The following is a 24,273-nucleotide window of genomic DNA, read 5'->3' as shown; positions in this document are numbered from 1 at the left end:
TTCCCCCCTTCTTCATTTTCTGTTTAAATGCCAATCGGAACAATGTATAATCCTGTTTCGTTTTCTTGTTTAACTAAAACGTCAACATTATATATATCCTTCATTGACGCTGTTGTAATCACTTCACTTGGCTTACCTTGAAGAATGATTTGTCCTTGTTTCATTGCGATAATATGATCACTATATTTAATCGCTTGATTAATATCATGTAGTACCATGACGAGCGTTAATTGGTATACTTGATTTAAGCTTTTCACTAACTCTAATATTTCATATTGATAATATAAATCTAAATACGTTGTTGGTTCATCTAAAAATAAAATTGGCGTTTGTTGCGCTAATGCCATGGCAATCCAGACCCGCTGACGCTCACCACCTGATAACTCTGTTATTTTAACATGTCGCTTAGATTGAAGCTTTGTGCAAATTAATGCCCACTCCACCGCTTTTTTATCTTCCTCGCTTTCTTGGGAAAACATTGATTTATAGGGAAGACGTCCATATGCGGTCAATTTTTCGACTGTCATATCTTCAGGGGCTTCATTTTGTTGGTGAACCACAGCTAATTTTTTCGCAAACTCTTTTGGTTTATATTGACTGATCGCTCGACCGTCAAGAATGACTTCTCCATTTTTCGGGCTATAGTTTCTTGACATTACACCTAATAACGTTGATTTACCAGAACCATTAGGACCAATAATTGTTGTTATTTTCCCTTCCTCAATTTGGCAATTCACATTTTCTAGTTGGTTCATCTTTTGCTCGTACGAGAATGTCACTTGTTTAACTTCCATGGATTTTATCACTCTTTCTAAGCATAAAAATTAAAAATGGTCCGCCAATAATTGCCATTATAATAGATGCTGGAATTTCATTTGGGGCAACAATTGTCCTCCCTAACGTATCTGCTGATAATATTAACAATGCTCCAAGTATTGCTGAAAAAGGAATAAGTCGTTTATGGTCGGTTCCTACAAACTGCCGTGATGTATGAGGTACTAATAAGCCAACAAACGCGATAACTCCCGCGATAGCAGTAGAAACCGCTGCTAACAAGACAGCAACTGCGGAAATAAAAAGTCGGGCTCTTGTTACATGTAATCCTAAGTTTTTTGCGGTTTTCTCTTGTAACGCTAACACATTGCATGCAGAGGCTAGAAATATAGCTAGAATGAGCCCGATCGAGACATACAAGACAATAATTTCAACATCACTCCATGTTTTCATCGTTAATGTCGATGTTGTCGTTTGACTTATACTCGTTACTGAATAACTCCCCCTAAAATTAAATGTTTCACTTAATCCTGAAAATGTCGCATTAATCGCAATTCCAACTAAAATAAGTCGAAGTGGACTTAGTCCTGATTTCCACGACAGGGAATATACTAAAAAGCAAGCTAACGCTCCACCTACAAACGCAAAAAGCGGCATCCAAAAAAATAGCGTTGGAAAAATACTAACAATAAGAATGGAGACAAACCCAGCACCAGATGAAATCCCAATAACACCCGCATCTGCAAGTGGATTTTTCATGACCGCTTGCAATAATACACCAGATACGGCTAGAGCCGCTCCTGTAAAGATGGCGATAATCACCCGTGGCAAACGTAAATCCTTAATTACTTCTACTTTCTCATTCGTTCCAGTTATCATTCCTTGAAAAAATTCAAACACTTTTACTTCAATACTACCCGTTGTAACCGAAAAAATCGTAACCGCTATAAGAAGAATGGTAACCCCCAAAAAGCTAAGTACAGTTTTGTTCATCGTAAACGTCCTTTTCTATATTCATTATTCTAGATATAACATCGTGTACAATTGTTCTAATGCTTCAACAGCAGCTAAATTTCCTGTCGTAGGAAAATAAAGTTCATCAAGATCATACACACGATTATGTTTGACGGCGTCAAAGTGTTTCCATATGTCATTTTTCTTAAACTCTTCATCAAACATTTCTACGACTTCTTCTGGCATTCCATGGGCCGCTCGTAAAATAATGTCAGGATTGGCTTGTTGTAAATATTCGGTATTCGAAGCCAAATATTCTACTTCTTCACCTGTCACGATATTTTCACCGCCGCATAATCTCACTAAATCTCCTATATACGAATGCTCAGTTGCGACTAGATAACTACCAGGCACCCCTAGTAAAATAAGGACGGACGGTTTTTCTTTCCCCTCAATCTCTTGTTGAATCTGCTCCACTTTTTCATCAAACTCTCCATTAATGGCTTTTGCCTGCTCTAACCTGTCATATTTTTCCCCTAATAGTAAAATCGATTGTTGCATATCATCTACACTTTCAAGGTTTAAAAAAGTCGCATCCATTCCTACTCCTGAAAACACGGGTTCTAAATCATATTGTAGCGTTGTCACGGATAACACATCGGTAGGGTGTAGCGATTTCACTCGTTCCATATCTGGACTCATTGGATTTCCGACTTCTGTTACACCTTCATATCTTTTTGGCATTTCTTTATAGCTTGTAGGAATCCCCACTAAATCAAGCTCTAGCGCATCCATAATTTCGGCGACCGCAACCGTCGTAGCAACAATACGAAACTCATCTTTTGTCTCCTCTTGTTCTTTTGCTTCAACTAAGACCTCATCTTCTGGAGAACAGCCTGTTAATATAACAAGAAAAGCAACAGCAGTAAGAAAATATTTTTTCATGATTCAACCCCCAAGAATACTTTCACTAGAATCATAGAGTAAGTCTAGATGCAACAATGCATCTAGACTCAATTGTTTTTATAGTTGACCTAGACGATATTTTCGAATTAAAAACACGGCAGAGCCTGTAAATAACAACAAGTATAAAATGACTTGTGTTAAAATATGGTCTGATGTTTTTGGATTCTTTGATTTTGAAGTTTCTTTTGTTGTCTCGTTATTCGTGTCATCTCCATCTCGATCAAAATCAATTTTATCATCATCATTTGTCGTTCCTGGGTTTGTTCCCTCATTTGATTCTGGGTTAGTCGGTTGAGTTCCTGGTGGTGTAGTTGGCTGTTCCACAACAGGATCATTTCCATCTAATTTTGTAATACTATCCTCATCAAATTGAAACTGAACATAATACTTTCCATCATAGCTGATTTCCGGTATAAGTACCTCTGTATACGCGTAGAACAACGCTGACAAATCTTCTACCGCAAATCGAACAACACGTGTATTTGTCGTGGCATCTGTTGAAACAACTTCGGCATCGACATAATTGTTTTTGTCTAAAACTTGAAATACTTTCACCCATTCACTTCTCAATAACGTTACATCGATTGTTTGTTTACCATTTTCTACTGTTAACACAGCAGGTTTCAACGTATAATCGTCCATAACTGATACTTCATTCGTGTTATTTTTTAACACTGTGTAATCAATTGTATAGCGTCCATCTGCTAACCCTTCTTCTTCACCTGGTCCCGGAGTAGGTGTAGGTTGAGTCGGAGGAGTTGGTGGTGTTGGTGTTGGTCCTGGCGTTGGAGACGGTGTTGGATTTGGTCTTTCCTCTTCTTCTCCGCCATTCACTAGCTCTACACTAGAAGCATCAAATTGAAACTGAACATCATATTTTCCTTCATATTCAATTGGGGACGTGACAGAAACTTCTGTATACGCACCTAATTTGGATTCTAAATCTTGAAGTCCGAAACGAACAACTCTAGTATTCTCTTCGGTATTATGACTTACGACTTCAGCGTCTTGTAGCGTACGATCAACATCTACTTTAAACACTTTAATCCAATCACTTTGTGTTAATGTTAGATCAATGTGCTTGTTGCCATTTTCAACAACTAGTAAAGCAGGTTTTGCTGTATATTGATCCATTACAGAACGTTCATTTGTCCCATCTTTCAATACTGTGAAATCAATCGTATATTGCCCATCTTGAAGTTCTTCATCAACAGGTTGTTCAACGACGGGCGGGTTTTCATTCTCTTGCTCCACTTCTTCAAACACACCATAACTACTAAAATGAGTAACTTCAGCTCGAACTTTGCCATCTTGTTCGTGAATATAAGTCGGCTCAATATACTCAGCTTTTTCTCCTTGTGTATTTACATACATGACTGAAAGTGCATCCCAATTGATTACTTTTTCTTTATTCACTGCGAATTCTAATGTAATCGGTGTTGCTTCAAACGAAGAAATAACCGTATCTCCGATTTTTATAGTGAAGTCATATAATGAGCTTCTTGCGTCATTGAATTGGTGAGCAGTTGAAACATCGACAATATCAAAAATTGCTGTTTCTCCAGAATCTTTCAATAATGAAACTGGAATTTCTGCTTTAATTTCTTTTCCTACTGGAATAGCAATTGTGGCAGCAGAATGTAATTGCGCTAATACTTCGTTTGAAAACTGGAAAGTCGTGTTAGCATGACTATTATTTACTGTATAAACATCATCTTTGAATTGGAAATGCTCTATACTATCCACAACAGCTGTTTTTTTGCCGTCAATTTCCTCTGTTTCTGGTTGTGTAACGGTAATAGATTCCGCATTTTCTGGGTAAAACTCAAAACGGAAATCACGTGTTGCACTGTAATTCCCAACAACCATCGAAACTTTCCCTCGTACTTTTTTTGTTAAATCTTCCACTTCAAACTGAACAACTCTAGTATTCAATTCTTTATTTTGACTTACAACGATCACATCTTTAAATTCGCCTTGGTATTCAACTTGAAGTCCTGTAATCGTTGAACTGCGGTTGATTTCGAATGAAACAATATTTGTACCATTTTCCACTCTCACCGTGGCCGGCTTTGTAAAGTAACTATCAGTTCCAGAAATGGCATCAGTTTCTGCATGAATTGCTTTAAAATCTAATGAATAGAAACCTTCCTCTAATTCTGGTTCTGTTGGCTGTGGCTCTGGCTCGCTTGGTTGTTCTGGTTGTGGATTAGGAAGTTTTTCAGCATCTTCCGGATAAAATTCAAAACGGAAGTCACGTGTTGCACTATAGCTTCCGACAACCATTGAAACTTTTCCTCTAGCTTTTTCCGTTACATCATCGACTTCAAACTGAACGACTCGTGTATTTTTTTCTTCATTTCGGCTCACGACTTGAGCATCTTTAAATTCACCTTGGTGTTCGACTTGTAGTGCTGTAATCGTTAAACTATCGTTAATTTCAAATGAAACGATGTGTTTCCCATTTTCAACATTTAACGTAGCTGGTTTTGTAAAATATCGGTCGGTTGCAGAAATCGCATCTGTTTCTGAATGTATCGCTTTAAACCCTAAAGAATATAAACCATCTTCTAATTCAATTGGATTTTGAGGATGCTCTGGTTCAGTTGGTTGTTCTGGCTCTTGTGGTGTTGGATCTGGTTGTTCTGGTTCACTCGGTTGTTCTGGTTCCTCAGGTGTTGGCTCTGGTTCAGTTGGTTGCTCCGGCTCCTCAGGTGTTGGATCTGGTTGTTCTGGTTCTTGTGGTGTTGGTACATTAATTTCTGTTAATGACGCTGGGTCAAACTTTATTTGAACTGTGTATTTACTGTCATAATTTAAAAAAGGTATAACAACATGTGTGAAAGCATCTAGCTTATTGCTGAGGTTTAGAACTTTAAACCGAACAACACGCTTATCCGCTGCTTCATCTACACTTACAACTTCAGCATCAACAAAGTGACCATTTCGATCTGTTTTAAACTCTTTAATCCAATCACTATTTTTTAATGTCAGATGAATAAAATATTGACCTTCTTCAACAAAAAGAGTTGCTGGTTTTTCAGTGTAACTATCCATCATGGATTTATCATCTGTTTTATCTTTCAAAACCGTAAAGCCTACTGTGTATTCCCCATCTGCCAATGGCTCAGATGATGCTCCTACAGTTGAAGGGACAAGAGTTGCAAAAACAATGAAAAAGATTAATAGACTCGATAACACTTTTTTATACTTCATTTTCACTCTGCCATTTCTCCTTTTTTCAATCTTCTCACTGAAAAGTAAACGACTGAACTAATAAGTAAAACGACATAAATCCAAATCGTTTCCTCTCCAGTTTGTGGGTTCGCAACTTGTTGTCCACTATTGTTTGTATTTGATGAGTCATTGTTTTTGTTAGATGAATTCTCGTTAGCAGAATTATTACCAGAAGTGTTGTTATCCGTATTTCCATTTGATTCTGCTAGACTAATAGTTTTCAATGAATTTGTATCAAATCGAAAACGAACGGTATAATCGTGGTCATAATCAATAGAATCCACTGTTACATGAATTTTTGATTCTAACGGTGTAGAAAGATCATTCACTTTAAATTGAACAACTCTCGTATTGGCCGCAGAATCTTCACTTATGACACTAGTATTAGCAAAACCACCGCCAGATTTCACTTTAAATTCGGTGACCCAATCGCTATGGTTGATTTTCATTTGCATTGTCATTTGCCCATTTTCAACAAATATTTTCGCTGGTTTTTCCCAATAGTCATTCGCCATTGAGACTGAATCATTTTCAGCTTTTAATACCGTGTAGTTAATCGTATATGTACCATCAGCTAAATCAGCTGCATAGGCGAGTGGTGCAAACATTTGGATACACACAAATGAAACGACCAACAATACTATCATTAGACTTTTTTTCATCTTTTTCTTCTGCCTCACTTCCGAAAATAATTATCATTCTCAATTAGTAATAAAAAAAAGAATGTGACAAATTGATATGTACGGAACATGCGATACACGATAATAAGAATCATTCTCATTACAGAGTTAAAAAAAAGAAACTGTTTCTTTTGTGCATGTTGTCACCTTCGTCGACAACAATAATCATTCTCAATTAAAACGATAAAAAAAGAAGTTGTTTCTACTCTATACGGTTCGAACGCATGTTACGACTTAAAAAACCTCCTGCTCTCATTTTCCTGCCATAGCAACACCTCACTGATTCACACTCGTTACATTACAATAGTATATGAAGACTAAAAAACTTGTCAACCAAATTTTTTCATATTTTTTTCACACTTTCGGTTTTTCCATGTATAATCGCCTCTACTTTTGTCTATATTTCTACTAATCTATTCGTCCAAAGGAGAAAATAATGAGTCTATTAATGAAAAAACGTTTCATTACAATTGGTAGTTTTGTTTTAGGTTTTGGATTTCTAGGAGCATTAGATGGGATTGTATTCCACCAAATTTTACAATGGCATAGTGTCATTATGGACACGGACCGAACAAGCCAAATTATTAGTGATGGCATTTTTCACTTAGCCACAACCGTAACGCTTGTTGTCGGTGGAATTTTATTATGGCTAGCGGGGAATCCCAACGATTTAAATAAAGGTGTTCGATTATTGGTCGGTGGGTTTCTCATTGGTGGTGGTACTTTTAATTTAATTGAAGGTTTAATTAATCATCATATTCTCGTTATTCACCGTGTACGCCCTGATGCCGATAATCCGCTCATGTATGATCTCGCTTTTTTAGTTTCCGGGCTTGTCCTGCTAATTATCGGGATTATCGTTCGTAACAGTGGCAAAGAGAAAACGCATTCATTAAACGTTTGATTAGGAGGGCGCGATGTATCGGTTTATTAGTTTTTTAGTGATTACGACATTTGTTTCATCTGTGCTTTATTTTTACAACGAAAGTAGACATCACCACTCTTCGGGTCATCACACTGGCCATGAGGAAATTATCATTCATATTCCTAATGATATAACGCCACCAACAATAACAGGAGAAGTGAAACAAGACGCATCAAATAGTTGGTTATTAAAAATAGAAACAAATCATTTTACGTTCACACCTGAAAAAACAGGTCTCGCTACAGACTCTTTTCATGAAGGTCATGCCCACCTATATATGAATGGTGAACGCATAAATCGTCTTTATGGACCTTATTATAATCTCGGCGATTTACAACCAGGCGTGCACGAAATTAAAGTAACTTTAAATGCAAATAACCATGGGGTGTTCGTCTATCGTAATAATGAAATTGCATTTGTTGAGACCATTGAAGTGTACGACTAAAAGTAAGTTGCTTTCTGCAACTGGGTGTGGCAGTAGGGGTAATCATGGTTGATATTCGATGAAGGACACTTCTTCCGGTTTTTTTACTCGTTTTGTCCTTCATCTCCCTTATGAAGGACACTTCTTCCCGTTTTTTTGCTTGTTTTGTCCTTCATCTCCCTTATGAAGGACACTTCTTCCGGTTTTTCCGCTCGTTTTGTCCTTCATCGAACACCATACCACAAATATTTATGAAAAAACCTTATTTAGCCATGTTAGTGTATCTTTAATGACTTCATCACGGTTTACCTCATTTAATGATTCATGTCTACCGCCTTCATACAATTTATACGAGACGTTTTTTATGCCCGCTTTTTTATATGCATCATATAATCGAATAATGCCTTGACCAAAATCTCCTACTGGGTCTTTGTCTCCTGCAAAAATATAAATTGGCAATTCTTTAGGCACTTCGTGAATGTATTCTTGCTTATGAATTTCCTTTGTCCCCATAAATAAGTCATGATAAAACGAAACGGGAAAAACATTTCCACAGTACGGGTCGTCGATGTATTTTTTAACTTGTTCTTTATCTCGGCTTAACCAATCAAATGGCGTGTCTGCCGGTTCAAATGGACGATTATAACTACCAAATGTCAGCTTGTCGAGTAATTTACCATCTGCTTTTCTACCCTTTAGTGTCATTAAGGTTTTCGCAACTACAATACCTACATTCACTAACCATGGCGGTTTTCCATTTGTACCAGACAAAATGACACCGGCTAAATCACCGCCATATAATTGAATATATCGTTGAGCTAAAAAAGAGCCCATACTATGACTAAACAAAACAACGTCTTGGCCAGGATATTCTTCCTTTGCCAGTTTGACCACCTTTTTTACATCTTCCACCATGTCAAAAAAACCATCATTGTCACTAACATATCCTAACTCTTCCATAGATTTTGCGGACTTTCCATGTCCACGATGATCATGGGCATAGACGACATAACCTTCATCTGAAAGAGCATTCGCAAAGTCGTCATAACGCAAAGCCGTTTCACTCATCCCATGTGAAATACAAACAATTCCTTTTACACTAGTTGTAGGCGTCCATTTATACACTTGAATTAAAATATCGTCTTTATTTTCAAACGTAAACTCTGTTCTTCCCATTGTTAACAACCCCTCTTACTTGCAACTTTTCTGTTTATCTCGTTATTTAACCATTGTACAAGTAAAATGACAACGGTTCCAACTAAATAAAAAAGAAAAACGCGTAGCGTCTTTTCATTTCAAGCGAAGTTCGGAGCCCTGCCCGCTTTAACAGTGAACCCCAAGTGCTTTTCTTGGGGTGAAACACGCAGGTGCGCCGCCTTCGATCTTCTAGAATAAGTCTTCAAAGCTTCACAGCTAGACCAACATCTTCATGCTTTCTTATCTTTTAAAAAAAGTGGAAAGGCAAATCTTACACGCTTTTTGGGGCAGCAATTAATCCATGTTTGACATGACTTCGAGTTAAATTTAAATTTTGGTCTAATTGGATGATGGCAATATACGGTTCATCAACGCGGGATTGAAATCTTAAATCATACCAGTGAACTTCATATCCATCCAATTTTTCAACGATATCCGCATATAAGTATTTTGAGCGATTTAACATATATTCTACAAATGGGTGTTGTTTTGAAGCATTTATGATGATGTTCGCGTGAGGTTGTATTAATGATTTTTTCCATTGGATTGTACCAGTTTTATAAATCCCAAGTGTATAATGACCTTCACCCTTCGCTATCACTTTCCAGGTGAACATAGAGGTTGTTGGAATAAGGTGATACAGTTTGTCGTTATCTATTTTTAGGTTAGATAGCACATTGTGATACATAAAAAATCTTAAGGTAATATAAATCAAGACGAGACTATAAACAACTAAGAAAGTAAAACCTGGGTGGACCCCACTAAACCAACAAACAAATCCAATGAGGTGAAGACTCATAATAAGCGGATCAAAGATGGGGAGAACATCATAGGCAATCCATTTTTGACTGAACGGACGCCCAGCTTGCGTTCCATATATATTACAAATATCCAATAACACATGAACGATAACAGCAAGCAAAGTCCAACCAAAAAGTAGACCTAAACTGACATGAGGAAAAAATGCCGAAACTGCAACAGCAATCACAATTGTCCAAAGTAATAACGCAGGAAGTGAATGACTTGCGCCGCGATGTTGCTTCATATAAGCTTCATTACCTTTATATTTACATACGAAATCAAAATCCGGTGCATTTGACCCAATAACCGTTGCTACTGCAATAGCCATAACCGTTTCTGGCTGGCCAAATACGGTCGAATCTAATTGCGCTAGCCCAGCTAATCCGATTCCAGTCGCCACATGTGTCATCGTATCCATGCTGTACACCTCCACGTTGAAGTCACGTTTCTTTGCCACATATGGATCATAACAATTGATTTTTAACTCTATATGAAGGTAATATTGGATTTTTGCAAATGAATCTTTCTTTATTCATTGTCCACATCAAGTTTCATAAACATTCTTAACATTTTCTTAACCTTAAATCTGAACATATACGTAGACTTCGGCTTGCAAAAGTAAAAGGTGAGCCCACTGTGAAGAAGCACAAGGAGACTCACCTGTCACCCGCTAAAAAGCGGCGTTATTGCTTTAGTTGTAGTTACTTTCTAACGGACATCAGTTCCGTTACTATAACGAAAACGGCACGTTTTGTGATGCTATCGGACATTGGTTCCGTTAACCTAAAGAAACTAGCCAATTTTATAGCTAGTTTCGTCAAATAAAGGAATAGATGTCCATTAGCAAATGAAATTTCGATGATTTTCTCAAAATAACGGAACGTATGTCCGATAAGAAAAAATCCGTCTCTCCCCACGAGTCTACTGATAATTTGCAAACACCTCGTTATGAAAAAACCATACTAGTTTCAATTTGCTTTAACTGAAAGAAATATCCCTTCTTTTGCATGAGCTGTTCAAATGTCCCTTGCTCGATAATTTTCCCTTCATCCATCACAATGATTTCATCCATCATTTCTAGTCCTTGTAAACGGTGACTGACCACAACGACTGTATCATTTTTTGCATATTGAAAAAGTGCATCAAATAATCGCTGCTCGGTCCATCCATCTAATGAAGATGTCGGCTCATCTAATAGCCACAATGGATTTTCCCTTGCAAAGACGCGAGCCATTGCCAATCTTTGCTTTTCGCCACCAGATAAGTTCTCGCCTTTTTCCAGTACTTGATCACTCGCTTTGATATGGGCTAACTCGACTTCATGTAACAATTTTTCCACATCTTCATCTGTTACCGCATTCTCTTCTAACAATAAATTTTCTTTCACCGTGCCATAGAAAAAATGGTTTTCCTGCAAGACAACATTCGTCTTTTCCCAAAGCTTGTCTAGCAAGATACCATGGACTGACTGACCATCTAGTAGTAAATCTCCTTTGTCTGGCGTGTGTAACCCTAATATCATTTGGAGTAATGTCGATTTTCCACAGCCACTCGGCCCTACAATCGCGGTTTTTGTTCCTTGTTTTATCGAAAGGTTAACGCCTCTTAATGTAGGTCGATACTCATTTGGAAACGTAAAGCATACCTCCCTCATGTCAATGGAAGGAGCGCCATTCCATGATGGTGAAATCCGCTGTTGCTCTTGTTTCATACTTTCGTTTGTTACTTCAGCTAATCGTGTTGAAGCCTGTTGACTCTCATCATAGTGAATCGGAAAGACCGACATCGGATTAGCATAATCAAATACAGTTAAACTAACCATCACGAGCATCGCTAAATAAATTCCATCTAACTGATTTACCGATACAGCATACCCTGCTGCGAGTAAAATGAGCCACGTCATCCCTAAAGCAGTTCCCATTGATATCGACTCATTCCTATTTGATTGTCGATTATCTCGCTCTTGGGCGTCAATATACTGGTCGGAAGCCTCGATTAATTGTTGTTCCTGTTTGTGAAGTTGTTGATGAACCTTTAGTTCACGAAACCCTTTGAACCACTCTGTGACTTCTGTAGATAAAATTGCATGTTTTTCTCTAATCTTACTCCCTACTTGTTTTTGTCTTATCGCAAACCACATTGGAATGACAACACCTGTCAAGACTAACCCAATGACGAGTAAAACAACTGTAGATATTGAAAAAAACGTCAAAAACAAAACAGTACTTAAAAATACAAGAGCCATGATGATGGGAGGATAAAGAACGCGTAAAAAGAAGTTTTGCAATGTTTCCACATCACCAACAACTCTCGCTAAAAGATCTCCACTGCGAAACCGTGTCGCAATTTTTGGGGCGATTGTTTCTAATTTCTCATAAAACGCAACACGCAGTTCACTTAACATCGTAAACGTCGCACGATGAGAGTAATATCGTTCCCCGTAACGGCTTGTTGCCCTGATAAAACTCCCAATTTTTACGACTGCCACCATCGAAATTAACACATATAGTGGAGGTTGTAGGGCAGCCGCTGATATTAAATACCCATTAGCGGCAAATAAAGCGACGGCTGTCATCCCTGCTAAAAAACCAAAAACAATCGATAAATACACATCTTTTTTTTCTTTCATCATTATTTTCGATATGTTTAGTAACTGCTTCATTTCTGTTCCCCCTTTTCACGATTAGAAAAGAGCTTTTTATATTCACTACATTGTTCAATTAATTGTTGATGTGTCCCATTTGCGACTAGCCTACCATGTTCTAAGAAAAAAACGTCATCCGCTTGAACAATACTTTGTAGGCGATGAGCAACAGTAATAATCGTTGATGTTTTTGATAACTCATTGATCGCCGCTTGTAGTTTTTGCTCAGTATATAAATCTAACCCTGTTGTCGGCTCATCAAATAAAATAAGAGCAGGCTTTTTTAAAAACGCCCGTGCTAAAGCCACTCGCTGTTTTTCACCACCAGATAGACCTCTTCCACCTTCACCAATTTGCGTTTCATACCCATTTTCAAAGGAGTCAATTAAGGAAGAGATACCTGCTTTAGTTGCTGCTTCTTCGATTTCTGCTTGTGTTGCCTCTACACCTAACGCAATGTTTTCTGCCATCGTGCCTGAAAACAAATACGGGTGCTGGGTAATATAACTAATCTGCTTAAACCATTCTTCTTCACGAACTTCATCGCGGTTTTGTCCATTTACATTGACGCTCCCTTCGTTTGGCTGAAGTAAGCCAGCAATGATATGGAGTAACGTCGTTTTTCCTGAACCACTTTTACCGACGATAGCCACTTGACTATTTGATTTGACTTTCACTGAAATCGGTTGTAACTGAAATCCAGTGTCTCCATAAGAAAAAGAAGTGTCGTGAAGTGCCAACGAAAGTGGTCCTTCTTTCAATGGAAGCTGTCCCCATGTTTTCCGTTGTTCGCTGCTTTGTTGTAATTGCTCCTCTACTTTTTCTGAAGCACCTACACTACTCCGTCCTGCATGAAAGGCACTTCCTAACTCTTTTAACGAAGAGTAAAACTCCGGAACGAGCAATAAAATAAAAAATGCAGCAAAGAAGCTAATTGAATCAAAAACAACTAAGCGTAACCCTAATTCTAATGCCACAAGTCCAATGCTTAACATTGAAATAAACTCCAGCATTAAAGAAGAAGTGAAAGCAATTTTTAAAATATTCATTGTCGAATCACGGAAATCAAGGCTGCTTTGTTTAATCACATTCCGATATTGCTTCGCACGCCCAAATAGCTTCAAGCTCACTAATCCTTGAACGGTATCGAGAAACCGACCAGAAAAAGCAGCTAAACGGTCAAGCTGCTCTTCTGATTTTTTTTGTGTCGCACCACCAATGATAATCATAAAAATCGGAATAAACGGAGCCGTCACTATAATGATAAGGCCCGAATACACATTTTGTGTGAAAATAACAATGAGTATCACAATCGGAACGATAGATGATAAAATTTTTTGCGGTACATATTGTCGGAAAAACGGCCCAATTTCATCAACTGCATCTAACAAAACACTTACTTTTTTACCTGACTGACCATGATATGCTGCGAGTAATGTTTGCTCTGAATACACTTGTAACAGTCGTTTACGAAAATCTTGCTTTACCGTCGCTGCCATCTTTGTTCCAATATCACGATGGTAATAGGAAAGAAGCACGCGAAGAAGCAGAACCGCTAGTAAACAAATAATCAGCCCTATATTTTCCTGCAATGTCCCATTGTATAAAAACAGATCATCGATAATCGATACAATGAAAAAAGCTTGAAGTACAATGACAACACTGATGAAAAACGCAATGCCATATAGTGTATAAAACCTTCTTTTTTGAGCTTTTGCAAGCTTCTGAAGTGATTTCATAGTTTACTCCTCATACTTCGTGCTTTTTGTAGCAACGAAGAAACTAACAACTAATGCAACAGCAACAACAAGGAGTGGTGCGTAAAAAATTAGGAAATTGTGCATCATGTATTCCTCCTTTTAATTGTTGTTATACCTTGCCTTTTTTTATATATGGTTTGTTCATAATAAATAACTTAAACACTAAATACAGAGATGGGATTAGGAGCAACAACCCTAATATGAAGACAATAATGAGCGCATAAGCCATTGTTTCATTTGTAAATCCATCATAAATTGTTAAGTTCGGATAAAGTAAATATGGGTATCTTGAAACACCATAACCATAAAAGGCAATCGCAAACTGCAAGACAACAAAAATAAATGACCAACCATAAGATGCTTTTTTCAATAACCATAAGCTCGTTACAAAACATACGAACGATAACGCAAATACCCACCATAACGAAAGCAACCCTTGGAAATGATCGATATTATGCCATTTCATTTCTATAATAATACCGAGCGCTGTAATGATCGTTGGAAAACTCCAAATCCACGTATATCGACGAAATAGCTTTAATGCTCCTTTATCTTCTGCAACAGAAGAATAGTAAGCTAAGAAACTCGCTGAAATAAACAAAACACTGACAAGACTTAATAAAATAATTGACCAGGCAAATGGACTAGTGAATAAAGCCAAGTAATCTAATTCAATTCGACCTGTCGCTGTTTCTCTGATAAATCCTCCTTGAGACACAATTAACGCCGTTGATAGGGAAGCTGGGATTAACACACCTGTCACACCATACATTAATGTATAGCCAACATGTCCTTTCGTCCCATATGTTCCAAAGGCATAATAGCTTCCACGTAAGGCTAGTAATATAATAGATATACTAATTGGAATTAATAGAACTGTCCCAAAATAATAAGCCGTACTTGGGAAAAAACCAATCATTCCTACAAAGAAGAACACAAGGAACACATTCGTAATCTCCCAAACTGGTGATAAATACCGTTGAATAACAGAATTCACAATATGATGTTTTCCGGTGACAATCGTAGAGGCATTAAAAAATCCTGCTCCAAAATCAATTGAAGCGACAATGACATATCCGAACAGGAATAACCATAATACCGAAATTCCAATCACTTCAACTGTCATTTCGCTTCACTCCTTTGTATTGCATTTATTTTTTCCAGCTCTTTTTCTACTGGGTTATTTTTAAACATTCGAGTTAATACAACACCTGTCCCCACGACTAAAATAAAGTATAAAATCGCAAAGGCAACTAACATAAGTGGTACATGTGGTGAGTCAGTAGCTCCTTCTGCAGTCGTCATAAATCCACGCATAATCCATGGTTGTCGACCGACTTCTGTAAACCACCAGCCTGCTTGAATCGCAACCATCGCTAGTGGACCCGAGGTGACAAGGAGAAAACGGAATATTTTTGATTTGATAACCGACCAATTTCTCCATAGCGCAACCATATAAAACAACGAAAGAACCGTTAACCATACCCCAATGGTCACCATAATATCGAAAAAGTAATGAATGAGATATGGAGGGTGATATTCTTCTGGAATATCGTTTAACCCTGTTACAACCCCTGATGGATGGCTATGAACTAAAATACTTAACGCATAAGGAATTCGAATTGCATATTTCACTTCATTCGTTTCTGTTAATATCCCATAAAGCACTAATGGAGCTTCACCTTCTGTTTCAAAATGCCACTCTGCAGCTGCCAATTTTTCTGGCTGATACTCGGCTAAAAACTTTCCAGATAAATCACCGACAAGCGCTGTCGCTATCGAGAATATCAAAGCCACTTTCATCGTTAACGATAAAGCCTTACGATGATAAACATGATTGTTTCCTCTCCATAAATGAAAAGCAGCTATCGAGGCTAAAATAAATGCTGCTGTCATATAAGCTGACGTTAACACATGCGCCACTTTCGTTGGCATTGCTGGATTAAACATTGCCAATAACGGTTGAATATTTGTTAATTGTCCATCGACTAATGTAAAGCCTTGTGGTGTATTCATGAAGGCATTTACTGATGTAATAAATAAAGCAGACATCGCTGCACCTAAGACAACCGGGATGAGCAATAAAAAATGATGTTTTGGGTTTTTAAATCGATTCCAAGTATATAAATAAATTCCAAGGAAAATCGCTTCAAAGAAAAATGCGAATGTTTCCATAAAAAGTGGTAAGGCGACAAGTTGACCGGCAAATTCCATAAACCTTGGCCATAATAAAGCAAGCTGTAATGCAATTGCCGTCCCTGTAACAACTCCTACTGCCACACTAATAACATACCCTCTTGCCCAACGTTTCGCTAGCAAGAGATAATGTTCATCTCCTCGCTTTAACCCTAACCAGTGGGCAATCGCAATAAATATAGGAACACCGACACCTACTGTTGCAAACACAACATGCACCGATAATGTAAGCATCGTTAAATACCGGCTAAATTCAACAGATTCCATAGTTGACCTCCTCAAGAGCAATACTATTTGCTGACAATATCATTGTACATCTGAAATGTATGTGATCTATATCACAAATAAAACGATTTTGTTACAAAAGATTGAGGATTTCATGACAGTTTGCATTTTGAAGGCTAAAACAAGTCATCAACTTGATGTTGATATCGAGAGGAGTTTGTGTTTTTAACGCTACTACTCTATCCTTTCTGCCTTTAACGGGACGAGTAAGAAAAACATGTTTCAAAAAAAAAATCAATCTGAAAGAAACACTTTCAAGATTGATTTGATGAAGAGGTAATATTCTATTCCCTATTTATTTAAAATACAAACTTATCGTAATTGAAAAATTGAAAACTTTTCATGTTCGTTTTTCTCAATCCATTCCGGAACGATAATTTCCTTTTTTAATTCAAACATCGTATCGTTATCCAAATAATAAAGAAAATCAACTGAACTATAATAAAGAATAAGCTCTACATGACGAGGTTTTTTTTCTACGGACCGTAAAATATTGTTTATCACTTTCATAAAGATTTGCACTGAAAACGGATTAAAGAAATAAAATCGATTTTCGTTTGATGATATTTCATACTCTTCAGCTAACCCACAATGAAAAAATAAATTATCTCCTTTATCGGGATGCTTTTCTAAATAAAGCCTGCGATTATCTAGTGCAGCTTCATATAATTTTTTATTCATCTCTATACCAATTACCGTTGCTTGGAAATTATGGTGAGCTGAAAAACTAAACCGTCCCTTTCCACAACCATAATCAACAATCGTATCTGTTGTATCGATTGAATAGTCGTTCCACAAATACTCCAATGCCCTATATGGAGTTGCTTCATATCGATGATAATGGAGTGAGGAGTAAAACCCTCTTTGGTCCCCACATGTTTCAATATTTAACGCTCTATCAGCCTCAAGTTCCTTCTCCCAATCGTTCATATGCTCTCCTTTTATTTTTTCAATGCTAACTCAGAACGATTTAACGCTTGTGGTGGCCGCTCAAACCATCCATAGCTTATCATTAATTCTATTCCATCTTCTGCATATAACCCTACATTTTTTAATTGATTTACATATTTAGCAGCGATATCACGTCGAACACTCATCGCAATAGAACCACCAATATGAGCTAGTGAAATCGCATTTAATCCAGTTGCTTGAAATAACATTAGTTTATCTGAGAATGGAGGGACTGTCGAGCTTGAAATTTCAGAATCCCACGTCATCGGAACCGGTAATGAACTTCCTTCTAACAAGCCACTTAATGTGTCTAAAATATCTCTTGCTAACTCAATTCCTCGAATATAATACTTACGTAACTTTTCATCTTTTGTTGTTTGAGAAAAACCCATTAACAGTGCTTTTCCATAGACATTATTCGTATAGTTCATAAAAATATGAACAATTTCATCAGCAATAAGTGGTCTCCTCTCTCCTAACCATCCACGTAAAAAGCTTTCTTTTTCAACAAATGTGACTTCTGTTGGCATTTCAATAAATGGCGGGCGAATGTAAATTCCTTTGTTGAGAAGAAGCTGCTTCGCTTCATCTTCAATCGTTGCAGCATCATTTAAATACGATAAGTATAATTTACGAATATCTTCTCTTGCTGCTGAAGAAAAGGCGGCACCGTTTGTTTCTATTCCTGCTTTCCCTAAATTACGAATAAAGTTTAACACAAACGTATCAGAATATAATTTCGGTGCTTGTAAATTCACATCTTTTTCAGAAAAACCAAGTGGAATTGGAAATCCTTCTTCTTTAAACAGGTTTGTTAATTCACTTAAATGTTTTTTCGAATGCTGTAACGCCTTATTGATGACGGCTTTGATTTCCTCGTCTTCTGATGTTTCTACAAAATACGTAAGCATTGGGCCACTCCCACTCTCGACCATATAACTCGACCACAACGCCCCTAGCTCTGCTCCTGTTAATTTCACATGATGTTCTGTCAACAACCTCTACCTCCTGTCTTTTTCGAATATAGTTTTCCAAATGTTACACTAATTTATTTGTATATTTTAAGAAAAACGCGAGAGCGTCTTTTCTTAAAAGCAAAGTGTGGAGCCTTCGCTCTTCTTGAAATAGCTTTCAAAAGCTTCACTGCTATACCAAAATTCCCCTTATTTATATAATAAAAAAGAGAAGTCATCAGCTGCCGCTTTTGACATCTCCTATTCCTATCATTAATTCATAACCCACTTGTCTTTCATGAATAAAATTCTACCTATAACAAACACAATAATCATCAATACGATATTACTCGTAAATGTAAGAATAATATGCTCATAGTTGATGACACCGAAAAGCAGCTCCTTAAACAAGCTAAACAAATTCATGACTGGAATTATAAAGTGATAGTTGGAAAGCTCATTGATTCCCATTCCAGAAATAATCATTACCGGAAACACAGTAACCATCATTATTGGGCTACTATAGCTTTGTGATTCTTTCACTGTTTTGCCAAGTATACTCGTCAACATTAAGAGGGAGGCAATAAACATCGCGTAAACAATGGAAAGGAATATTGCAAAACTAATAATCAAACCCGCATTCCCATCAAAAGAAATAGCTTGCTTTAAATTCTCTGTCAAAAATTGAATTTCCAATGCAACAACCGCTAATGTAATAATACCTGTAATGGCTCCAACCGATGATATCGTCAACCATTTCGCAAATAGCAATGTTAACCGATTCACTGGAGTCATTAAAAGAGCTTCCATCGTTTTCTTTTCTTTTTCACCTGCAAACAAATCTGAAGCAGCTGGACTTGCTCCTACTCCAATCGCTAACGCTAAAATTAACGGAACTAGCATCGCTAGCAACGTAACACCTGGCTTTTCTTCAGCTAACTCCTTTTGATGGACAGTGAACGGCTCGATGACACTTATGTCTGTCCCTTGGGCTTGAAGCCTTTCAGTAATGACCATCTTTTCATAATTACTTAATGCTGCTGTTACTGTACTCATTAACACAGAAGCATTTTGGCTAAACGAATCACCAACGATTGTGATGGAAGCTTCTTTTCCCTCGTTTATATTTGTATTGAAATTTGGTGAAAACAAAACAGCAGCTAACGTTTCACCATCTTGAAGCGCTTGTTCTGGATTATCAGTTTTCACGATTTCAATTAAATCAAAACCTGAAAAAATCGCTTCTTCTTCTGCACTAATCGAAGATGGAACAGCTAACTTATAAGTGTTTCCTTCTCCGTCCGAGAGCATACTTTCATAAAACAATGTTAAACCAGTCATCATTATGATAGGAAGAAATACCGTCAGCAATAAAGTGCGTCGGTCTCGAAAACTATCTAACATTTCCTTTTTGTAAATTTTAAGAAGCATATCCATTGTTCCCCCTTACAAGCTTACTCATAAAAATATAATTTAAATCTTCACTTTCCTCCGCTTTATAAAGCTCCTTAATATCACCATGAAAAACAAGTTCCCCTTTATGCATCATTGCGACAGTATCACATAACATCGAAACTTCCTCCATAATATGGCTTGAAAAAATAATCGTCTTGCCTTCATGACGAAGCTGATGTACTAACTGTCTAAATACATTTGAAGACGTTATATCCAATCCAGTTGTTGGTTCATCGAATAAAATGATTTCAGGGTCATGGATAAGCGTTCTGGCAATGGCTACCTTTTGGCGCATCCCTTTCGAAAATCCACCAACCTTTCGATGTAAGTAATCACCCATGCCAAACATCTTAGCCAATTCATCAATTCGGACTTTAGTTTCATGTTTACTTAACCCGTACAGTGCGGCAAAATACTCTAAATTCTCTCTCGCTGTCAGCCGGTCATATAATCCTGTTTCTCCACCAAACAATACACCTGTTCTCCGTTTTACTTCGTCAGGTTGTTTGACTGTGTCAAAACCATCTACCTTTACCTTCCCTTCTGTTGGTGTTAATAGTGTCGCCACAGTACGAAGTAGCGTTGTTTTCCCCGCCCCATTCTCACCTAACAACCCAACAATTTGACCTTTTTTCACGGTAAAAGATACATGCTTAAGCGCTGTTACATACACTTTTTTATCTTTAAACTGTTTTGTCACTTCATGAATTTCAATCATTTTGTCCACCTCGTCTTTCCTTATCTTGTGATTATCATACATCGATATTAAAAGACGATCTGTAGTTCTGTCGTGAAAAGTCCGTTTTATGTCGTGAAAATGCCAAATTTACTTTTAAAGGTTGTAAAACAGATGAAAATATCGTTATATTGAATTACAAGAGTACTAGAATATTTCGTTAAAACCCAATGAAAATGTGAGGCTGATGACTATGAAAGTAGGGCTTGTCGATGATCGTTTTATCGACTTAGAAAAATTGAACGGAATTGTAGCTAATATCCCTAATTTAAACATTGTGTTTTCAACAGAATCAGCAGAAGAAGCCTATGAACACATTAAAAAACAAGATATCGATTTATTAATGCCGATATAGAAATGCCGAGTTTATCTGGCTATGAACTCGCTGATATTATTCATTCTCATGCTTTAAATATTTCTGTTATTTTTGTTACAGGTAACAGCGGCTATGCTGTTCATGCCTTTGAATTAAATGTTCATGATTACATTATGAAACCTTATTCGAAAGAACGATTAACGAAGTCGATTGAACGGTTGATGGAAAAAGAAAAAACAGTGGATATTCAGGGGCGTCTTTACATTAAACAGAAAAACGAAATACATATTCTACAAAAAAAAGACATTATTTTTATTGAGCGTTCTGGTCGGTCTACAACGATTTACACAAAAAATGGTGCTATTAAAACGTACCAAACATTAAATGAACTCGAAGGAGAATTGAGAGAGCGAGATTTTCTACGGTCACATCGTTCCTTTATTATTAACATCCACTACGTGAAAAACTTTTCACTTTATGCTAAAAACTCTTATATTGTAACGTTCGAAAATATAGAGGAACAAGCAATGATAACTAAAGAAAAAGTCGAATTTTTACAACAACATTATTTTTAAAGGGCGGAAAAATCATGAATCATTTATTATATTGGCTTGTAATGCTCTTGTTTGCAATCGGACATGTTTATAGTATTTTTGCTAGTTTACAGCTTTTCAAAACCTTTTCTTATATATGGCTTGCTGTTTTCCTAATTGTTTTTCTCCTTTCAAAAAAAATGACAGTTCGAACTTCGCTTTTTAAACGAATCGATGCTTTCATCATCACTGTCCAAATCATTCTTCTTTTGTTTTCTTTCATTTTTACTCATGTTTTATATGCGTTAATGGCATTGCTTAGTTTCGTTTTCTTAGAATTATTTCGTCTTCAAATTCAAGAAGAAAATAAAACTCTCCGCACTCACCTAAAAGAGCTCGAACAACAACTAGTCCATAGCAATGAAACGTTTCAACAAATTCGGGGTGAACGCCATGATTTTCTAAAGCATATTTCAGCCGTTCATTTTATGCTCGAAAACAATCAATCAAATGAAGCAAAACAATATTTAGACGAACTAGTGGACGGATATGAAGAAACAAACTTATCGATTAAAGGAGAACGTGGCGTTGTCGCCAGTTTATTACACCAAACATATCGTCAAGCAGCAAAAGCAAATGTTGAGATCGTTTATGATTTTGACGTACCCATTTCTTCTTTACCATTATCAGATAAGAATATAGTAGGACTGATTGGCAATTTATTATCAAATAGTCTTGATGCTAGTATAGAATGGCAAAAACATTATAATAAAAAGGCACTTGTGACCGTTCAATGTTATAAACGTGGTGGACTTTATCTCCTACTCTGTAAAAATTCCACTTTGCCTGTGCCGACACCAATTTTGGATCATCTTTTTGAAACATTTGGAAGAACAACAAAGCCTGGAAACCATGAAGGATTGGGGACAAAGATTATTTCTGATATCGTGAAAGAACATAATGGCTATCTTGATTTTATTTATAAAAACGAAGAGTTCACAGTAAAAATAAAACTACCCGCGATTCGGTAGCGAAAGGATAAAAATTATGAGTTGGTTATGGGCATGGCTCGCCTTTTCTCTTGCAGCAGGAGCATTTTATAATTCTTATGAAGTAAAAAAAGAAAACAAGGAATTAAGAGAAAAAATCGAAAAATTAGAAGAAAAAATATATAAATCATAATAAACGAAGGCAAGCTTTAGACAAAAGAAAACAAAAGATGCTAGAACGATTGTTAAAATTCCCGTTTTTTCACAATCGTTTCAAGCATCTATAAGTCTACAATGATAAAGCATTGGTCATCTTGTTCAAGATTTGTGTCTATCATTTGAAGCTGAGTAACAATGCCTTTCTTTAGATCACTTGTTGGAGACAAATGATAGTCGTCTACGAGTTCAAATATTTTCTTATACGGGATAATGTCCGTTACTCCATCCGTATACAACAATAATCTCCCTCCACTTGTATAAGAAAAAGAACGAGTTTTAAAAATCAATCCCTCCAACATGCCAAGAGGAGGTAGGCTTGAAGAAAGCTCGGTCTGTTGTCCATCACCGTCTAGCCAAATAGCAGAAGGGTGTCCAGCATTAAGGTATTCGATTTGTTGTTTTTTTGTATCAATCCGTAAATATATTCCTGTAACATAATGTGTGCTTTGGACGTCATACTGAAACAGTCGTTGAAGATAACGGTCTAATTCACATAACACAACATCAGGTGTATTGGCTTTTAATATTAACCCTTCAAATAAAGACCTTAAAGACATCGTTATTAATGCCGACGAAACGCCATGTCCCATGACATCAAGAATAATAACCCCATATTGATGCTCATTAATTTGGTAACACCCAAAAATATCACCAGATAACTCGCTAGAAGGCTCATAAAAAGTGGTGATAGCAATTTCGTTAGTTTTAATTTGTGGAGTTAATGATATATGTTGAATTTGTTTTGCTAAATCCAACTCCCTCGTCATCCGTTCTTGGTATTTTTCATTTTGTTTATTCGCTTGCAATAATTCATTTTTCTGGGACTCTACTAATTCGAGTGCTTTTCTTAATTCTTCATTTGCTTTTGCCTTTTCGGCTAAGGCGTGTTCTGCTATTTTTTTTGCTTGTAATATTTCATTCTCATATTCGTTTCGCTTATACATCGGGATAAGAACACATTCGTTCACTTCAGTGCCATTCTCTTTTTTTCGTCGATTTCCATTTATTAAGACTGGAATCTCATCGCCCGCTTTTGAGCGTAATGACAAATAAAGCTCTTCTACTTTTCTCCCTAGCTTCATTAAAGGAAAAAGGTATAACTGGCAAAAGGTTTGTGCTGGTTTATTTAATATTTCATTTATGCTTTTTCCTAACAGTTCTTGGCGATCATACCCGACTAAATCAAGAAGTGTTTGATTCATCGTTTCAATTTTGCCCTCATCTGTAAGCGCCAAATACCCACATGGAGCAAACTCTAATTGCTCATCCATTTCAACA

21 protein-coding genes and 1 pseudogene are annotated in these 24,273 nt (G+C 36.9%); 5 read left to right on the top strand and 17 right to left on the bottom strand.

The window, feature by feature from the left end; translation table 11 throughout:
• Positions 1–23 precede the first annotated feature (23 nt).
• The 5 genes from T323_RS0107175 to isdC form a co-directional block, all read right to left on the bottom strand.
• The gene (locus T323_RS0107175) at positions 24–794 is read right to left on the bottom strand and encodes an ABC transporter ATP-binding protein (protein WP_026672661.1); all 771 of its coding nucleotides are present in this window, start codon (positions 792–794) and stop codon (positions 24–26) included.
• Positions 784–1,767 (bottom strand): FecCD family ABC transporter permease, encoded by a 984-nt coding sequence (locus T323_RS0107170; RefSeq protein ID WP_026672660.1) that lies wholly within the window; start codon positions 1,765–1,767, stop codon positions 784–786. Before T323_RS0107170 ends, T323_RS0107175 begins: the two co-directional genes overlap by 11 nt.
• Positions 1,768–1,791: 24 nt before the next feature.
• Positions 1,792–2,673 (bottom strand): heme ABC transporter substrate-binding protein IsdE, encoded by an 882-nt coding sequence (gene isdE / locus T323_RS0107165; RefSeq protein ID WP_026672659.1) that lies wholly within the window; start codon positions 2,671–2,673, stop codon positions 1,792–1,794.
• A 78-nt stretch (positions 2,674–2,751) separates the two neighbouring features.
• Complete coding sequence (locus T323_RS0107160) at positions 2,752–5,910, bottom strand: NEAT domain-containing protein (RefSeq protein ID WP_245613699.1); 3,159 nt, start codon at positions 5,908–5,910, stop codon at positions 2,752–2,754.
• 2 nt (positions 5,911–5,912) lie between these two features.
• Complete coding sequence (gene isdC / locus T323_RS0107155; RefSeq protein WP_026672657.1) at positions 5,913–6,593, bottom strand: heme uptake protein IsdC; 681 nt, start codon at positions 6,591–6,593, stop codon at positions 5,913–5,915.
• Between the two features lie 454 nt (positions 6,594–7,047).
• Here isdC and T323_RS0107150 point away from each other — a divergent pair, with 454 nt between their 5' ends.
• Together T323_RS0107150 and T323_RS26245 are read left to right on the top strand one after the other, a co-directional pair.
• Positions 7,048–7,515, top strand: coding sequence for a DUF2243 domain-containing protein (locus T323_RS0107150; protein WP_035178019.1), 468 nt, complete (start codon positions 7,048–7,050; stop codon positions 7,513–7,515).
• Positions 7,516–7,528: 13 nt separating this feature from the next.
• Positions 7,529–7,981 (top strand): hypothetical protein, encoded by a 453-nt coding sequence (locus T323_RS26245; RefSeq protein WP_051556431.1) that lies wholly within the window; start codon positions 7,529–7,531, stop codon positions 7,979–7,981.
• A 228-nt stretch (positions 7,982–8,209) separates the two neighbouring features.
• Here the strand turns inward: T323_RS26245 and T323_RS0107140 are convergent, their stop codons facing one another.
• The 11 genes from T323_RS0107140 to T323_RS0107090 all read right to left on the bottom strand — a co-directional run bounded on the left by T323_RS0107140 (position 8,210) and on the right by T323_RS0107090 (position 20,920).
• Entirely contained in the window at positions 8,210–9,136 is a 927-nt protein-coding gene (locus T323_RS0107140; RefSeq protein ID WP_026672655.1) for an alpha/beta hydrolase, read from the bottom strand.
• A 292-nt stretch (positions 9,137–9,428) separates the two neighbouring features.
• Entirely contained in the window at positions 9,429–10,376 is a 948-nt protein-coding gene (locus T323_RS26240; RefSeq protein WP_051556430.1) for a metal-dependent hydrolase, read from the bottom strand.
• Positions 10,377–10,904: 528 nt separating this feature from the next.
• On the bottom strand, positions 10,905–12,620 hold the full coding sequence (cydC, locus tag T323_RS0107130; protein WP_026672654.1) for a thiol reductant ABC exporter subunit CydC: 1,716 nt from the start codon (positions 12,618–12,620) through the stop codon (positions 10,905–10,907).
• On the bottom strand, positions 12,617–14,341 hold the full coding sequence (cydD, locus tag T323_RS0107125; RefSeq protein ID WP_026672653.1) for a thiol reductant ABC exporter subunit CydD: 1,725 nt from the start codon (positions 14,339–14,341) through the stop codon (positions 12,617–12,619). Before cydD ends, cydC begins: the two co-directional genes overlap by 4 nt.
• Positions 14,342–14,344: 3 nt before the next feature.
• Positions 14,345–14,446 carry a cytochrome bd oxidase small subunit CydS family protein gene (gene cydS / locus T323_RS29725; RefSeq protein WP_373279329.1) on the bottom strand — a complete coding sequence of 34 codons (102 nt, stop codon included), beginning with the start codon at positions 14,444–14,446 and terminating at the stop codon, positions 14,345–14,347.
• A gap of 25 nt (positions 14,447–14,471) precedes the next feature.
• The gene (locus T323_RS0107115; protein WP_026672652.1) at positions 14,472–15,488 is read right to left on the bottom strand and encodes a cytochrome d ubiquinol oxidase subunit II; all 1,017 of its coding nucleotides are present in this window, start codon (positions 15,486–15,488) and stop codon (positions 14,472–14,474) included.
• Positions 15,485–16,825, bottom strand: a complete 1,341-nt coding sequence (locus tag T323_RS0107110) for a cytochrome ubiquinol oxidase subunit I (protein ID WP_026672651.1) — start codon at positions 16,823–16,825, stop codon at positions 15,485–15,487. Before T323_RS0107110 ends, T323_RS0107115 begins: the two co-directional genes overlap by 4 nt.
• Positions 16,826–17,155: 330 nt before the next feature.
• Positions 17,156–17,773, bottom strand: a complete 618-nt coding sequence (locus T323_RS0107105; RefSeq protein ID WP_051556429.1) for a methyltransferase domain-containing protein — start codon at positions 17,771–17,773, stop codon at positions 17,156–17,158.
• 11 nt (positions 17,774–17,784) lie between these two features.
• Complete coding sequence (locus T323_RS0107100) at positions 17,785–18,789, bottom strand: DUF3231 family protein (RefSeq protein ID WP_169737879.1); 1,005 nt, start codon at positions 18,787–18,789, stop codon at positions 17,785–17,787.
• A gap of 231 nt (positions 18,790–19,020) precedes the next feature.
• Entirely contained in the window at positions 19,021–20,178 is a 1,158-nt protein-coding gene (locus T323_RS0107095; protein WP_026672648.1) for an ABC transporter permease, read from the bottom strand.
• Entirely contained in the window at positions 20,168–20,920 is a 753-nt protein-coding gene (locus T323_RS0107090) for an ABC transporter ATP-binding protein (protein ID WP_026672647.1), read from the bottom strand. Before T323_RS0107090 ends, T323_RS0107095 begins: the two co-directional genes overlap by 11 nt.
• Positions 20,921–21,131: 211 nt before the next feature.
• On the opposite strand from T323_RS0107090, the pseudogene T323_RS26235 reads away from it, so the two are divergent.
• From T323_RS26235 to T323_RS29535, 3 genes and pseudogenes are all read left to right on the top strand, one after another.
• Positions 21,132–21,829: pseudogene (locus T323_RS26235) on the top strand (LytR/AlgR family response regulator transcription factor).
• 14 nt (positions 21,830–21,843) lie between these two features.
• Positions 21,844–22,818, top strand: coding sequence for a sensor histidine kinase (locus T323_RS0107080; protein WP_245613698.1), 975 nt, complete (start codon positions 21,844–21,846; stop codon positions 22,816–22,818).
• A gap of 16 nt (positions 22,819–22,834) precedes the next feature.
• Positions 22,835–22,969 (top strand): hypothetical protein, encoded by a 135-nt coding sequence (locus T323_RS29535; RefSeq protein ID WP_281175725.1) that lies wholly within the window; start codon positions 22,835–22,837, stop codon positions 22,967–22,969.
• 88 nt (positions 22,970–23,057) lie between these two features.
• On the opposite strand, the gene T323_RS0107070 is transcribed toward T323_RS29535, so the two are convergent.
• Positions 23,058–24,266, bottom strand: coding sequence for a SpoIIE family protein phosphatase (locus T323_RS0107070; RefSeq protein WP_026672645.1), 1,209 nt, complete (start codon positions 24,264–24,266; stop codon positions 23,058–23,060).
• Positions 24,267–24,273: the final 7 nt, after the last annotated feature.

Source organism: Alkalihalobacillus bogoriensis ATCC BAA-922, from assembly GCF_000621445.1.
In the GTDB taxonomy this organism is placed as follows: domain Bacteria; phylum Bacillota; class Bacilli; order Bacillales; family Bacillaceae_F; genus Bacillus_AO; species Bacillus_AO bogoriense.
This window is presented reverse-complemented; position numbering and strand designations above follow the sequence as displayed.